The 15,339-nt window shown below is 56.0% G+C and carries 14 protein-coding genes; 9 read left to right on the top strand and 5 right to left on the bottom strand.

Going from position 1 to position 15,339, the window contains the following annotated elements; translation table 11 throughout:
• Window position 1 precedes the first annotated feature (1 nt).
• Window positions 2–1,282: a threonine synthase gene (gene thrC, locus R0140_RS23270; RefSeq protein ID WP_317703908.1), complete on the top strand. Its 1,281-nt coding sequence runs from the start codon at window positions 2–4 to the stop codon at window positions 1,280–1,282.
• A gap of 314 nt (window positions 1,283–1,596) precedes the next feature.
• Window positions 1,597–1,974 (top strand): hypothetical protein, encoded by a 378-nt coding sequence (locus tag R0140_RS23265; protein ID WP_008807506.1) that lies wholly within the window; start codon window positions 1,597–1,599, stop codon window positions 1,972–1,974.
• A gap of 68 nt (window positions 1,975–2,042) precedes the next feature.
• On the opposite strand, the gene yaaA is transcribed toward R0140_RS23265, so the two are convergent.
• Together yaaA and R0140_RS23255 are read right to left on the bottom strand one after the other, a co-directional pair.
• Complete coding sequence (gene yaaA, locus R0140_RS23260) at window positions 2,043–2,816, bottom strand: peroxide stress protein YaaA (protein ID WP_049157636.1); 774 nt, start codon at window positions 2,814–2,816, stop codon at window positions 2,043–2,045.
• A 77-nt stretch (window positions 2,817–2,893) separates the two neighbouring features.
• On the bottom strand, window positions 2,894–4,324 hold the full coding sequence (locus R0140_RS23255) for an alanine/glycine:cation symporter family protein (RefSeq protein ID WP_049157637.1): 1,431 nt from the start codon (window positions 4,322–4,324) through the stop codon (window positions 2,894–2,896).
• A gap of 202 nt (window positions 4,325–4,526) precedes the next feature.
• Here R0140_RS23255 and tal point away from each other — a divergent pair, with 202 nt between their 5' ends.
• From tal to R0140_RS23240, 3 genes are all read left to right on the top strand, one after another.
• Entirely contained in the window at window positions 4,527–5,480 is a 954-nt protein-coding gene (gene tal / locus R0140_RS23250) for a transaldolase (RefSeq protein ID WP_004204228.1), read from the top strand.
• A 99-nt stretch (window positions 5,481–5,579) separates the two neighbouring features.
• On the top strand, window positions 5,580–6,167 hold the full coding sequence (gene mog / locus R0140_RS23245; protein WP_008807503.1) for a molybdopterin adenylyltransferase: 588 nt from the start codon (window positions 5,580–5,582) through the stop codon (window positions 6,165–6,167).
• Window positions 6,168–6,286: 119 nt separating this feature from the next.
• Window positions 6,287–7,591, top strand: a complete 1,305-nt coding sequence (locus R0140_RS23240) for an MFS transporter (RefSeq protein WP_016160273.1) — start codon at window positions 6,287–6,289, stop codon at window positions 7,589–7,591.
• Between the two features lie 56 nt (window positions 7,592–7,647).
• On the opposite strand, the gene satP is transcribed toward R0140_RS23240, so the two are convergent.
• From satP to R0140_RS23225, 3 genes are all read right to left on the bottom strand, one after another.
• Window positions 7,648–8,214, bottom strand: a complete 567-nt coding sequence (gene satP / locus R0140_RS23235; RefSeq protein ID WP_012542907.1) for an acetate uptake transporter — start codon at window positions 8,212–8,214, stop codon at window positions 7,648–7,650.
• An 88-nt stretch (window positions 8,215–8,302) separates the two neighbouring features.
• A complete protein-coding gene (msyB, locus tag R0140_RS23230; RefSeq protein WP_008807500.1) occupies window positions 8,303–9,052 on the bottom strand; it encodes an acidic protein MsyB in 750 nt (249 codons plus the stop codon).
• A 27-nt stretch (window positions 9,053–9,079) separates the two neighbouring features.
• On the bottom strand, window positions 9,080–9,484 hold the full coding sequence (locus R0140_RS23225; RefSeq protein ID WP_008807499.1) for a DUF2541 family protein: 405 nt from the start codon (window positions 9,482–9,484) through the stop codon (window positions 9,080–9,082).
• Between the two features lie 386 nt (window positions 9,485–9,870).
• Between R0140_RS23225 and dnaK the strand changes: the two genes are divergently transcribed.
• The 4 genes from dnaK (at window position 9,871) to nhaR (ending at window position 15,310) form a co-directional block, all read left to right on the top strand.
• Window positions 9,871–11,787, top strand: coding sequence for a molecular chaperone DnaK (dnaK, locus tag R0140_RS23220; protein WP_008807498.1), 1,917 nt, complete (start codon window positions 9,871–9,873; stop codon window positions 11,785–11,787).
• Window positions 11,788–11,874: 87 nt separating this feature from the next.
• Complete coding sequence (gene dnaJ / locus R0140_RS23215) at window positions 11,875–13,008, top strand: molecular chaperone DnaJ (protein WP_008807497.1); 1,134 nt, start codon at window positions 11,875–11,877, stop codon at window positions 13,006–13,008.
• Between the two features lie 175 nt (window positions 13,009–13,183).
• Window positions 13,184–14,359, top strand: a complete 1,176-nt coding sequence (gene nhaA, locus R0140_RS23210; RefSeq protein WP_008807496.1) for a Na+/H+ antiporter NhaA — start codon at window positions 13,184–13,186, stop codon at window positions 14,357–14,359.
• A gap of 54 nt (window positions 14,360–14,413) precedes the next feature.
• Complete coding sequence (nhaR, locus tag R0140_RS23205; RefSeq protein ID WP_008807495.1) at window positions 14,414–15,310, top strand: transcriptional activator NhaR; 897 nt, start codon at window positions 14,414–14,416, stop codon at window positions 15,308–15,310.
• Window positions 15,311–15,339: the final 29 nt, after the last annotated feature.

Raw genomic sequence — 15,339 nt, 5'->3', positions numbered from 1 at the left:
AATGAAACTGTATAACTTAAAAGATCATAACGAGCAGGTCAGCTTTGCGCAGGCCGTCACCCAGGGACTTGGCAAGCATCAGGGTCTGTTCTTTCCGCACGATCTGCCGGAATTCAGCCTGACTGAAATCGACGACATGCTGGCGCAGGATTTTGTCACCCGCAGCGCCAAAATTTTATCGGCCTTTATCGGCGATGAGATCCCGCAGGATGTCCTGCAGCAGCGGGTGCGCGCAGCGTTTGCGTTTCCGGCGCCAGTAAGCAAGGTTCAGGACGATGTCGGCTGCCTGGAGCTGTTCCACGGCCCGACGCTGGCGTTTAAAGATTTTGGCGGCCGCTTTATGGCGCAGATGCTGACCCATATCGCCGGCGATAAGCCGGTCACCATTCTCACCGCAACCTCTGGCGACACCGGGGCGGCGGTGGCGCATGCCTTCTACGGTCTGCCGAACGTCAAGGTCGTGATCCTCTATCCGCGCGGTAAGATCAGCCCGCTGCAGGAGAAGCTGTTCTGTACCCTCGGCGGCAACATTGAAACCGTGGCGATTGATGGCGACTTTGATGCCTGCCAGGCGCTGGTGAAGCAGGCGTTTGACGATGAAAAGCTGAAGGCCACGCTGGGGCTCAACTCGGCTAACTCCATCAACATCAGCCGCCTGCTGGCGCAGATCTGCTACTACTTCGAAGCGGCGGCGCAGCTGCCGCAGGAAGCTCGCAATCAGCTGGTGATTTCCGTGCCAAGCGGCAACTTCGGCGATCTGACCGCTGGTCTGCTGGCCAAGTCGCTGGGTCTGCCGATTAAGCGCTTTATTGCCGCCACCAACGCGAACGACACCGTTCCCCGTTATCTGCAGGGTGGCGAGTGGGCGCCAAAAGCCACCCAGGCGACGCTGTCTAACGCCATGGACGTCAGCCAGCCGAACAACTGGCCGCGCGTCGAGGAGCTGTTCCGCCGTAAAATCTGGCGCCTGAGCGAGCTGGGTTACGCCGCGGTTGATGATGAGACCACCAAAGCGGCGATGCGCGAGCTGAAGGCCATCGGCTACATCTCTGAGCCGCACGCGGCGATTGCCTGGCGCGCGCTGCGCGATCAGCTGCAGCCGGGAGAGTACGGCCTGTTCCTCGGTACCGCGCATCCGGCGAAATTCAAAGAGAGCGTGGAAGAGATCCTGCAGGAAACCCTGCCGCTGCCGAAGGAGCTGGCTGACCGCGCCGACCTGCCGCTGCTGTCCCACAATCTGCCGGCGGATTTCGCCGCGCTGCGTAAGCTGATGATGGGTTAAGCCAGGCAATAATATCGGCAACCTGATCGATCAAACCGGGCAGCTATTGCCCGGTTTTTATATTTAAAGCACCTTTTCCATATCAAAAAACTTCTCTCCATTAAATTCCCCACACTATTTTATTGTCAGCGCACTGCTTTTATTGCAAACTCGTTTCCGGATTGTCCTCTTTGCAGGGTATTTTCACTGGATTATCTTTTTTATTTATTATTTCATGTTGGTTATATTTATGCTGCTGATTTTATTATGATGCGGCTATAGATATAATTTGTTATAGATGCATTGTTAATGCACAAGGTTTTCAAGGAGGAAACATGCGTATTTTATCTCTTCTCTTCGTGGTGTTCGCTTTAATCGGGTGCTCCGGAACAACGATTGGCGGTAATGAAGATAAATTAACGCCAGCCTATCTGAAACAACATCTCATTGTCGGGAAAACCACCAAAGCCGAGGTTCGTCAGTATTTTGGTGCCCCGGATTCTGGTCATACGACGGTGACGGCGTCGGGTAAAGAGAGCTGGTATTATTCAGTAGATAAAGGGATCAACCTGGTCAGCCTCGCGGGTTCCATGATCCCGGTAACCGGGGCATCGCAAGCTGCCGATGCGGTCGATAAGTCCAGCCAAAAAGATTCGAACTCGTTGATGATTTTCTTCGATGAAAAAGGCGTAGTGGAAAACTGGGTGCGTTAAAATAAGTAATAATCTGTTTAATTATATTGAAAAGGGGAATGACTCCCCTTTTTTTTTACCGTAACGTGTTACTGCTCGTGGCGTTTAAACACCAGCTCACCTTTCTCCGAGGCGTCCGCATCAAAGAAATAGCCTTCGCTATTAAAGGCTTTGAGCTGCTCCGGCTGGGTTAAGCGGTTTTCGATAATGTAGCGACTCATCAGACCGCGCGCCTTTTTCGCATAGAAGCTGATCACTTTGAATTTACCGTTTTTCTCATCGAGGAAGACCGGCTTGATCAGCTGACCCTGCAATTTTTGCGTTTTCACCGACTTAAAATACTCATCGGAAGCCAGATTGATGACGATATCGTCGCCCTGAGCCTGCAGCGCCTGATTCAGCTTCTCGGTAATGGTCTCGCCCCAGAACTGGTACAGATCTTTGCCGCGCGGGTTTTCCAGACGGATCCCCATCTCCAGGCGGTAGGGCTGCATCAGGTCCAGCGGGCGCAGCACGCCATACAGGCCGGAGAGCATGCGCAGGTGTCGCTGGGCGAAGTCAAAGTCGTCCTCGGTGAGCGTCTCTGCCTGCAGGCCGGTGTAGACATCGCCCTTAAAGGCAAGGATCGCCTGGCGGGCATTTTGCGGCGTAAAGTCAGGATGCCAGTCGTGGAAACGGGTGGCGTTCAGATCCGCCAGCTTGTCGCTAATGCTCATTAGCTTGCCGATTTGCGGCGCGGTCAGCTTACGAGCGATGCCGATAAGCTGTTGAGAGTACTCGAGGAGTTCGGGCTGGGTATAGCGAGTCGTTGCCAGCGGGCTTTGATAATCGAGCGTTTTAGCAGGTGAAATCAGAATCAGCATATCCAGTCCTTGCAGGTAATTTCGACGAATTTTAACAAAAAAAGTGCATGGTGGGATCGATAGCTGCGATTGCCGCGCTATTCGCGCGGCAGTTCATTCCAGGCGCCCGGGGCCAGTTGCTGGTGAATATCCGGGTAGCGGGCGGCATCGAAAGTGGGCTGGATACCCAGCCGCCGCTGGCGCAGATAATCGCTGGCGATAATCCGCACCGTCGGGGAAAGCAGCAGAATGGCCGTCAGGTTGGTCATCGCCATCAGCGCCATGATGATATCCGCACTCTGCCAGACGACGGGCAGGCTAACCAGGGTTCCCAGCAGCACCATCAGGACGGTGAGTAATCGCAGCCCCCAGATGTAGCGAGGCTTATCCAGACGCAGAAAGACCAGATTATTTTCCGCATACACGTAGTTGGCCACAATAGAGCTAAAGGCGAACAGCAGCACGATGAAGGCGATAAAATCGGCTCCCCAGCCGCCGACCAGCACGCTCATCGCGTGTTGTAAGTCCTGAATGCCATTGAGCGTATATTCATTGTCGGGGCGCGGCGCCAGCATGACGATAATCGCGCTGGCAGTACAGATTACGATGGTATCGATAAACACGCCAATCATCTGCACGATCCCCTGCGCTGCCGGGTGCGGCGGCCAGGAGGCGGCGGCCGCGGCGGCGTTAGGCGAAGAACCCATCCCTGCTTCATTGGAGAACATGCCGCGCTGGAAGCCACTGGTCAGTGCCTGGCTGATGGAGTAGCCCACCGCGCCGGCGGCGGCTTCATGCCAGCCGAAGGCGCAGCGAAAGATGGTGGCAAAAATGGTCGGCAGGGCGGTGACATGCCACAGGCCGATGAGCAGGCTGGTGGCGATCCACAGCAGCGCCATGATGGGCACCAGCCACTGCATCAGGCGCGCCACGCCGCGCAGGCCACGGAGAATGGCCAGGAAAACGAAAATGGCCAGCACGCCGCCGCTGACTGCCGCTGGCAGATCGAACGCATAGTGCAGGGCATGGGCCACCGAGTTGGCCTGCACGGTGTTAAAGATAAATCCATAGGCCAGTAGCAGAAGGATCGAAAACAGGACACCCATCCAGCGCATGCCGAGACCGCGCGCCATATACCACGCCGGGCCGCCGCGAAACTGCCCCTGGCTGTCGCGCTCTTTGTATAGTTGCGCAAGAGAACACTCAGCGAAGCTGCTGGCCATGCCGAGCAGGGCGGAAACCCACATCCAGAATACGGCCCCAGGCCCGCCGGCAGCGATCGCCAGCGTCACCCCGGCAAGGTTGCCGCTGCCGACCCGGGCGGCAAGACTGGTACAGAGCGCCTGGAAGGACGTTAAACCGCCCGGCTGCGGGTGCAGGCTTTTTTTCAGACTGCGGCCGAATTTGCGCACGTAACGAAACTGAATACCCCGGGTTTGCCAGCTAAACCAGATCCCCGCCCCCAGTAACAGATAAATCATCACTGAGCCCCAGAGTATTTCATTGATAAATGAGAGAAAATCAGGCATTAAACATCCTCTTGTCCATGCCGGTACGCTTGTGTAAGCGTTACCAATTAAGTGACAATCCTTTCGCTTTCAGCAAATTAAGCGGCACAGTTTATCACACTCTGCGCTCTTCTCTCGTCGGCGGTTGCGCTGACCCGGCAGCGTGTTATCATCTGGGCAGACCGGTTACATCCCCTTAACTGCTGTTTAAGAGAAATATATCATGACGGATAAATTAACTTCTCTGCGTCAGTACACCACTGTCGTCGCTGACACCGGAGATATTGCGGCAATGAAGCTGTATCAGCCTCAGGATGCCACCACCAACCCTTCCCTGATTCTCGGCGCGGCTCAGATCCCTGAGTACCGTAAGCTGATTGATGACGCTGTGGCCTGGGCACGTAGCCAGAGCAGCGATCGCGCGCAGCAGATCCTCGATGCTTCCGACAAGCTGGCGGTGAACATCGGTCTCGAAATCCTGAAACTGATCCCGGGCCGTATTTCCACTGAAGTGGATGCACGCCTCTCCTATGATACTGAAGCGTCTATCGCGAAAGCCAAGCGCATCATCAAGCTGTATAACGACGCGGGCATCAGCAACGATCGTATTCTTATCAAGCTGGCTTCCACCTGGCAGGGCATTCGCGCCGCTGAACAGCTGGAAAAAGAAGGCATCAACTGTAACCTGACGCTGCTGTTCTCCTTCGCTCAGGCTCGCGCTTGCGCCGAAGCGGGCGTCTTCCTGATTTCGCCGTTTGTTGGCCGTATCCTCGACTGGTACAAAGCTAACACCGACAAGAAAGAGTACGCGCCGGCAGAAGATCCGGGCGTGGTTTCCGTCAGCGAAATCTACGAATACTACAAGCAGCACGGCTATGAAACCGTGGTGATGGGCGCCAGCTTCCGTAATGTTGGCGAAATCCTGGAACTGGCCGGCTGTGACCGCCTGACCATCGCCCCGGCGCTGCTGAAAGAGCTGTCTGAAAGCGAAGGCGCCGTTGAGCGTAAACTGGTTTATACCGGCGAAGTGAAAGCGCGTCCGGAACGTATTACCGAATCTGAGTTCCTGTGGCAGCATAACCAGGATCCGATGGCGGTAGACAAACTGGCGGAAGGTATCCGTAAGTTTGCGATCGACCAGGAAAAACTGGAAAAAATGATCGGCGAACTGCTGTAATCCCGCAGGTGGCCGACGCCCGTCGGCCACATTACACTGTCTGTCCCGCCTCCGGCAGTGTATCATTTCGTTTAACGCCACAGTTTGAACGGAATAACCATGAATACCTTACGAATCGGCTTAGTTTCCATCTCCGATCGCGCCTCCAGCGGCGTCTATCAGGATAAAGGCATCCCGGCACTGGAAGAGTGGCTGGCGCGTGCCCTCACCACCCCTTTCGAACTGCAAACCCGCCTGATTCCGGATGAGCAGGTGATCATTGAGCAAACGCTGTGCGAACTGGTTGACGAGATGGGGTGCCATCTGGTGCTGACCACCGGCGGAACCGGCCCTGCGCGTCGCGATGTGACGCCTGACGCAACGCTGGCGATTGCCGATCGCGAGATGCCGGGCTTCGGCGAGCAAATGCGCCAGGTTAGCCTACACTTTGTGCCGACGGCTATCCTTTCCCGGCAGGTCGGGGTGATCCGCAAGCAGGCGTTGATCCTCAACCTTCCCGGCCAACCGAAAGCGATTCAGGAGACCCTGGAAGGGGTAAAAGATGCTGACGGCAAGGTACTGGTGCACGGTATTTTTGCAAGTGTACCTTATTGTGTACAGTTGCTGGAGGGGCCTTATGTGGAAACCGATGGCCGTGTGGTAGAAGCATTTCGTCCTAAGAGCGCCAGGCGCGAAACTTTATCCTGAATTTAATGCATTTGTGACATAACCTGCATCGCTGATGGTGTGCCGTTTTATTTACGATATAGTGCTGTTTACTTTACACGCTATAAATCACGCTGCACACCTCAGGATGAAATCGCGTTATGTCATATGCAAACCGACCGCTAAACCGCCAGGATTATAAAACGCTGACGCTGGCCGCCCTGGGCGGCGCGCTGGAGTTTTATGACTTTATCATTTTCGTTTTCTTTGCCGCCGTCGTCGGTGAGCTCTTCTTTCCCGCAGATATTCCCGAATGGCTCCGTCAGGTACAAACCTTTGGCATTTTCGCCGCCGGTTATCTGGCGCGCCCGCTGGGGGGGATCATCATGGCCCACTTTGGCGATCTGGTGGGACGCAAGAAAATGTTCACCCTCAGCATCCTGCTGATGGCGCTGCCGACCCTGGCGATTGGCCTGCTGCCAACCTATAGCTCGGTGGGCATCGTCGCGCCGTTGCTGTTACTGCTGATGCGTATTCTGCAGGGGGCGGCGATCGGCGGGGAAGTTCCTGGCGCCTGGGTGTTTGTCGCCGAGCATGTCCCGGAAAAACGCATTGGTATCGCCTGCGGTACGCTGACGGCCGGCCTGACGGTTGGCATTCTGTTGGGGTCGGTGGTGGCGACGCTTATCAACACCAGCCTGACGCCGCAGGGGATCCACGACGGCGGCTGGCGGATCCCCTTCCTGTTGGGCGGTGTATTTGGTCTGATTGCGATGTATCTGCGTCGCTGGCTGCAGGAGACGCCGATTTTTCTTGAGATGCAGCAGCGTAAAGCGCTGGCGCAGGAGCTGCCGGTAAAAGCGGTAGCGCTGAAGCACCAGAAGGCGGTGGTGATCTCTATGCTGCTGACCTGGCTGCTGTCGGCAGGCGTGGTGGTGGTGATCCTGATGTCGCCGGTCTGGCTGCAGAAACACTATGGCTTCGCGCCGGCGATTACCCTGCAGGCCAATAGCATCGCCACGATTATGTTGTGCATCGGCTGTCTGCTCGCCGGGCTGGCGGCGGATCGCTTTGGCGCCAGCCGGACTTTCATCGTCGGCAGCCTGCTGCTGGCGGTTGCCAGCTGGGCATTTTACCACCTGTCCGGCGCCAGCCCGCAGCGGCTGTTTCTGCTCTACGGCACGGTGGGGCTCTGCGTCGGGGTGGTAGGGGCGGTGCCTTATGTCATGGTGCGGGCCTTCCCGGCTGAAGTGCGCTTCACCGGCATCTCATTTTCCTACAACCTGTCGTACGCGATCTTTGGCGGCCTGACGCCGATTGCGGTCACCATGCTGATGGGCGTGTCGCCGATGGCGCCAGCCTGGTATGTGCTGGCCCTCTCGCTGATGGGGCTAGGATTAGGTATCTGGCTGCGTCAGGGGATGACGGCGTCGGCGGGATTGCCGGAAGGGGAACTGCAGCGTTGAGTCTGGTTTACCGATGATGACCTGCCGCCGCCCTGTGACAGGACGGCGGCGGACGATTAACGTGGTTCGCCGATCGGCAGCACGGTGCGGCCGAACTGCTCGTTCAGCACTTCACCCATCGCCAGGTAAATAGCGCTGGCGCCACAAACCAGGCCGACCCAGCCAGCGACTTTCACAATGCCTTCGTTATCCACCAGATGACCAATCGCCAGCAGCGCGAACAACACGGTCAGGCTCAGGAAGACAAACTGCAGCATGCGTGCTGCTTTCAGGGTGCCAAAGAACATAAACAGGGTAAAGACGCCCCACAGGCCGAGGTACATGCCGAGGAAGTGCGCGTTAGGCGCTTCCGCCAGACCCATTTTCGGCATCAGGAGGATAGCCACCAGCGTCAGCCAGAAGCTGCCGTAGGAGGTAAAAGCGGTTAAGCCAAAGGTGTTGCCTTTCTTGTATTCAAGCAGGCCGGCAAAAATTTGCGCAATGCCGCCGTAAAAAATGCCCATCGCCAGGATAGCTACATCGAATGCGAACAGGCCGCTATTCGCCAGGTTAAGCAGAATAGTGGTCATGCCGAAGCCCATAAGGCCCAGCGGTGCCGGATTAGCCAACTTAGTGTTGCCCATAATTCCTCAAAATTATCATTAAAAGGGAAGCATTACCCCGCGACTTGGCGGCGGGGCGCGGCATAATAATGAGGCGCTGAAGGGCTGTCTATGATCTGGCGGGGTATTTTTCACCAATTTCTGTTGCGCCCGACGGCGGCTGGATCATTTGCCGTAAACAGGCAATATGCAGGACCGCAGGGATGGTGACCCGGTAAGCGCTGCCGCTCACCGCTTTGACGCTGTTCAGCGCGGCGCCGAGCGGCCCGCCCAGCCCGGCGCCGCGCACCAGACCATGACCAATAACGCTTACGGCGGCATGGGTGCGCAGAATGGCGGTTAAGCGCTCGTCCAGCAACAGGGCGACCCCTTCGCTTAGCTTGCGGTGCCTCAGCAGATGGGGCAACAGATTTTCCAGCTCATGGCTCCGGCAATCCACCGCGGCAAGAAATTGTGCCTTTTGCTCCGCATCCAGCTTATTCCAGCTGTGCTGCAGGAAATGTTCCAGTAACTGCTGTTCGATCTGCGGCGTCGTCATCTGTTTGTCGACCTTCGCCTTCAGCCGTTTACACACATCCAGCAGGATCGCGCGATAAAATTTGCCGTGGCGGCGTAGGGTGTTGGCGATGCTGTCGCCGCCAAAATGCTGTAGCTCTCCGGCAATCAGCTGCCAGTTGCGGCGATAGCGTTCAGGGTGGCCCTCCATTGCTAAAAAGGTCTCGTTGCGCAGCAGCGTGCTGGAGAGGCGGGGTTTGCCGTTTTCGCCGTGGGTCAGAATACGGGTAAAAGCTTCCAGATGCGCCTCGCTGCACTCAGGAAGAAAGGCCAGATCGTCATCTGCCAGATAGTTAATATGCATAAATCATCCCTCCTCAGGATAACGAGGTTAGTCGTCGCCGATAATTTTTAATGAGGCCATATCTGAGGAGTGGACCGTGTGGCCGGAGAAGGCGATTTTCTTCACACAGCGTTTGCTGTCGTTATCGCTATTGATGTTGATCCAGCCGGAGGTGCTGCCCTCTTTTATCCCGGCGGGGACGTTCAGCGTATGGCTGGCGCCGCGGCTGGCCTTAAAGTAGACCGTCGCCCCGGAGAGCTGTACATCGCCGCGCTCGGCGCTGAGCTGAATGCGTTTGACGACCCGACAGACCGGGAGTTTCAGCGTCAGGTCGTTGGTTTCATTGCGCGGCATGGCTACCACACCGAGGATTTTATGGTCGTTGGCGGCCGCCGAGGTGATAAACGATAAGCCGAGGATAAGCCCCGCGGAAATCCGGAATAGTGGTTTCATCAATCTGTCCCCTGAATAAGTAAAGTGCGACGGCGAGGGATATTATCACCAGGGGCGTGGGGCCATTAGCGCGCAAGTATTGCGGGTTATGTCAATGATATTATGAATATATTTTGTTTTTACATTCATCATTTATATATGCATTTCGCTGCCTCTTTTGGCGCCTGACAATGTCGCTCGGGACGCTTTTCACGACTCAGGTCGGGGCCCGGTGCAAAAAATTTTTAGGCTTGCCCCTTGATGCCGGGGTGGGCGACCCCATCTTGTAGTCAACCGCAGTGAAGAACCTGAAAAAAAATGATGTCTGGGCAGTTGAAACCGCACGTTTCGCCCTTATTACAGGTTCACAACCACATGTTGATCGAATTTTTAGTGGAGACGTTTAGATGGGTAAAATTATTGGTATCGACCTGGGTACTACCAACTCTTGTGTAGCGATTATGGATGGCACTACTGCACGCGTGCTGGAGAACGCCGAAGGCGATCGCACCACGCCTTCTATCATTGCCTATACCCAGGATGGTGAAACTCTGGTTGGTCAGCCGGCTAAACGTCAGGCAGTGACAAACCCGCAAAACACCCTGTTTGCGATTAAACGCCTGATTGGCCGCCGCTTCCAGGACGAAGAAGTTCAGCGTGACGTTTCTATCATGCCATACAAAATTGTTGCCGCAGACAATGGCGACGCATGGCTGGATGTGAAAGGCACCAAAACTGCACCGCCGCAGATCTCTGCTGAAGTGCTGAAAAAAATGAAGAAAACGGCTGAAGATTACCTGGGTGAACCGGTAACTGAAGCGGTTATCACCGTACCGGCTTACTTCAACGATGCGCAGCGTCAGGCAACCAAAGATGCCGGCCGTATCGCCGGTCTGGAAGTCAAACGTATCATCAACGAACCAACCGCAGCCGCGCTGGCTTACGGTCTGGATAAAGAAGTCGGTAACCGCACTATCGCGGTATACGACCTCGGTGGTGGTACTTTCGATATCTCTATTATCGAAATCGACGAAGTTGACGGCGAGAAAACCTTTGAAGTACTGGCGACCAACGGTGACACCCACCTGGGCGGTGAAGACTTCGATACGCGTCTGATCAACTACCTCGTTGATGAGTTCAAGAAAGATCAGGGCATTGACCTGCGTAACGACCCGCTGGCCATGCAGCGCCTGAAAGAAGCCGCTGAGAAAGCGAAGATTGAACTGTCTTCTGCTCAGCAGACCGACGTTAACCTGCCGTATATCACTGCAGATGCGACCGGTCCGAAACATATGAATATCAAAGTGACTCGCGCGAAACTGGAAAGCCTGGTAGAAGACCTGGTTAACCGTTCCATCGAGCCGCTGAAAGTGGCCCTGCAGGATGCCGGTCTGTCCGTTTCCGATATCAACGACGTGATCCTCGTTGGTGGTCAGACTCGTATGCCGATGGTGCAGAAAAAAGTCGCTGAGTTCTTCGGTAAAGAGCCGCGTAAAGACGTTAACCCGGATGAAGCTGTGGCGATCGGCGCAGCGGTTCAGGGTGGTGTACTGACGGGTGATGTGAAAGACGTTCTGCTGCTGGACGTAACCCCGCTGTCGCTGGGTATCGAAACCATGGGCGGCGTGATGACAGCGCTTATCAACAAAAACACCACTATCCCGACCAAGCACAGCCAGGTGTTCTCTACTGCAGAAGACAACCAGTCTGCGGTAACCATCCATGTGCTGCAGGGTGAGCGTAAACGCGCGTCTGATAACAAATCACTGGGTCAGTTCAACCTGGATGGTATTAACCCGGCGCCGCGCGGTATGCCGCAGATCGAAGTCACCTTCGACATCGATGCTGACGGTATCCTGCACGTTTCCGCGAAAGACAAAAACAGCGGTAAAGAGCAGAAGATCACCATCAAGGCGTCTTCCGGTCTGAATGAAGAAGAAATTCAGAAAATGGTTCGCGAAGCAGAAGCTAACGCCGAATCTGACCGTAAGTTCGAAGAGCTGGTACAGACCCGTAACCAGGGTGACCATCTGCTGCACAGCACTCGTAAGCAGGTTGAAGAAGCAGGCGATAAACTGCCGGCTGATGACAAAACCGCTATCGAGTCTGCGCTGACCGCTCTGGAAACTTCCCTGAAAGGCGAAGACAAAGCGGACATCGAAGCGAAAATGCAGGCGCTGGCGCAGGCTTCTCAGAAGCTGATGGAAATTGCTCAGCAGCAGCACGCTCAGCAGCAGGCGGGTTCCGCTGACGCTCAGGCGAGCAACGCGAAAGACGACGATGTTGTCGACGCTGAGTTCGAAGAAGTGAAAGATAAAAAATAATCGCCCTTTGAACGGGTAAAACACTGGCACGGGCGAAGAGGTTTCCTCTCCGCCCGTGCACGCATGTTAAGGGGCTGAAAAACACCGATGGCAAAGCAAGATTACTACGAGATTTTAGGCGTCTCCAAAACAGCGGAAGAGCGTGAAATCAAAAAGGCTTACAAGCGCCTGGCCATGAAGTATCACCCGGACCGCAACCAGGGTGATAAAGAGGCCGAAGCCAAATTTAAAGAAATCAAAGAAGCGTATGAAATCCTGACTGATGCCCAGAAGCGTGCGGCCTACGATCAGTACGGCCACGCGGCCTTCGAACAGGGCGGCATGGGCGGCGGCGGCGGTTTTGGCGGCGGTGCGGATTTCAGCGATATCTTTGGCGATGTTTTCGGCGATATCTTTGGCGGCGGACGTGGTCGTCAGCGCGCGGCGCGCGGCGCCGATCTCCGTTACAACATGGAGCTGACGCTGGAAGAAGCGGTGCGCGGCGTCACCAAAGAGATCCGTATTCCGACGCTGGAAGAGTGCGACGTCTGTCACGGCAGCGGCGCCAAGGCCGGCAGCAAGCCGCAGACCTGTCCGACCTGTCATGGCGCAGGCCAGGTGCAGATGCGTCAGGGCTTCTTTGCGGTACAGCAGACCTGTCCGCACTGTCAGGGACGCGGTACGCTGATTAAAGATCCATGCAACAAATGTCATGGTCATGGGCGTGTAGAGAAAACGAAAACCTTGTCGGTTAAAATTCCGGCAGGTGTGGACACCGGCGATCGGATCCGTCTGGCGGGCGAAGGCGAAGCTGGCGAGCATGGCGCACCGGCAGGCGATCTGTACGTACAGGTCCAGGTGAAGCAGCACGCTATCTTTGAGCGTGAAGGTAATAACCTGTACTGCGAAGTCCCGATCAACTTCACGATGGCGGCGCTGGGTGGTGAGATTGAAGTGCCGACGCTCGACGGTCGCGTCAGTCTGAAAGTGCCGGGTGAAACCCAGACCGGCAAGCTGTTCCGTATGCGCGGCAAAGGTGTGAAATCCGTTCGCGGCGGCGCCCAGGGCGATCTGCTGTGCCGCGTGGTGGTGGAGACGCCGGTAGGGCTGAATGAGAAGCAGAAGCAGCTGCTGAAAGAGCTGCAGGAGAGCTTCGGCGGCCCGACCGGGGAAAACAACAGCCCGCGTTCGAAAAGCTTCTTCGACGGTGTGAAGAAGTTCTTCGACGACCTGACCCGCTAATTCCGCTTTTCCTGATATCCGGCCCGGGCCTTGCTGCCCGGGCTTTTTTTGCCTTACGCCTCCTCTTTTATTCGTAAAAAACGAACTTTAAAGCAATTTAAATCTGATTTTTTCGAGTTATCAGTGTGTGTATTATGCTTTTATCGAGTTATTCACCAACAGGATGAAAGTAAAAGTGAAACATCTGCAACGATTCTTTAGTAGCGATGCTTCCGGCGGCATTGTCTTAATCATTGCCGCCGCGCTGGCGATGGTGATGGCCAATACCAGCGTGACCAGCGGTCTGTATCACTCCTTCCTGGAGACGCCAGTTCAGCTGCGAGTGGGGGCGCTGGAGATCAATAAGAACATGCTGTTATGGATCAATGATGCCCTGATGGCGGTGTTTTTTTTACTGATTGGCCTGGAGGTCAAACGTGAGCTGATTCAGGGGTCGCTGGCGAGCCGTCGTCAGGCGGTGTTTCCAGTGATTGCCGCGCTCGGCGGGATGATTGTGCCGGCCCTGGTCTATCTGGCTTTTAACGCCCAGGATCCTGTCGCCAGAGAGGGGTGGGCGATCCCCGCGGCGACGGATATTGCCTTTGCGCTCGGTGTGCTGGCGCTGTTAGGTAGCCGGGTACCGACGGCGCTGAAGATTTTCCTGATGGCGCTGGCGATTATTGATGACCTCGGGGCTATCGTGATTATCGCGCTGTTTTATACCCACGACCTGTCCATGCTTTCGCTGGGCGTGGCGGCGGCGGCAATTGCGGTGCTGGTGGCCCTGAACCTCAGCGGCGTGCGGCGTACCGGGATCTATATTCTGGTTGGCGCGGTGCTGTGGACGGCGGTGCTGAAGTCTGGCGTTCATGCGACCCTTGCCGGGGTGATCGTCGGCTTTATGATCCCGCTCGAGGAAAAGCATGGCAAGTCACCGGCCAAAGCGCTTGAGCATGTCCTGCACCCGTGGGTCGCGTTTATGATCCTGCCGCTGTTCGCCTTCGCCAACGCTGGCGTTTCTCTGCAGGGAGTCACCCTGGCCGGACTGACGTCGCTTCTGCCGCTGGGCATTATGGCCGGGCTGTTTATCGGCAAGCCGCTGGGGATCAGCCTGTTCTGCTGGCTGGCGCTGAAGCTGAAGTGGGCCTCGCTGCCGGAGGGGACCACCTGCAAGCAGATCATGGCGGTGGGTATTCTGTGTGGGATTGGCTTTACGATGTCGATTTTCATCGCCACTCTGGCCTTCGGCAGCGTCGACCCCGCGTTGATCAACTGGGCCAAGCTTGGCATCCTGATTGGCTCAGTGCTATCAGCAGTCATCGGATATCTCATACTGCGTCAGCGCGTGACGGAGACTCGCCTCGCGGTATAACCTTTCTGCAGGAGAGCCTGCGTGGCTCTCCTGGACATTATCAGGGAGAGAAGCATGTCACATATCAACTACAACCATCTGTACTACTTCTGGCACGTGTATAAAGAAGGGTCCGTCGTTGGCGCGGCGGAGGCGCTGTTTCTGACGCCGCAGACGATTACCGGGCAGATCAAAGCCCTGGAAGAACGCCTGCAGGGTAAGTTGTTTAAGCGAAAAGGAAGGGGACTGGAGCCGAGTGAGCTGGGCGAGCTGGTCTTCCGCTATGCCGACCGCATGTTTACCCTCAGCCAGGAGATGCTCGACATCGTCAACTACCGCAAAGAGTCGAATCTGCTGTTTGATGTCGGCGTCGCTGATGCGTTATCCAAGCGGCTGGTCAGCGGCGTGCTGGATGCCGCCGTCGTTGAGAGTGAGCAGATCCATCTGCGCTGTTTTGAATCCACCCATGAGCTGCTGCTGGAGCAACTGAGCCAGCATAAGCTCGATATGATTATCTCTGACTGTCCGATCGACTCGACACAGCAGGAAGGGCTATTTTCGGTGAAGATTGGCGAGTGCAGCGTCAGCTTCTGGTGCATGAATCCGGCGCCGACGAAGCCGTTTCCGGCCTGTCTGGAAGAGCGGCGGCTGCTGATCCCCGGTCGGCGTTCGATGCTGGGGCGTAAACTGCTGAACTGGATTAACGTGCAGGGCCTGAAGGTGGAGATCCTCGGCGAATTTGACGATGCGGCGCTCATGAAAGCCTTCGGCGCCGCGCATAATGCGATATTTGTCGCGCCGACGCTCTATGCGCATGATTTCTACTATGACGAATCGATTATCGAAATTGGCCGCATGGATAGCGTGATGGAGGAGTATCACGCTATTTTTGCCGAGCGAATGATTCAGCATCCCGCGGTTCAGCGCATCTGTAATCGCGATTACTCGTCACTGTTTACCGAACCCCGATAGCCTGCCGGCGTGGGCTGGCGTGGCGCTGG

The organism is Klebsiella sp. w6 (assembly GCF_033100215.1).
Lineage (GTDB): Bacteria > Pseudomonadota > Gammaproteobacteria > Enterobacterales > Enterobacteriaceae > Klebsiella > Klebsiella variicola.
This window is presented reverse-complemented; position numbering and strand designations above follow the sequence as displayed.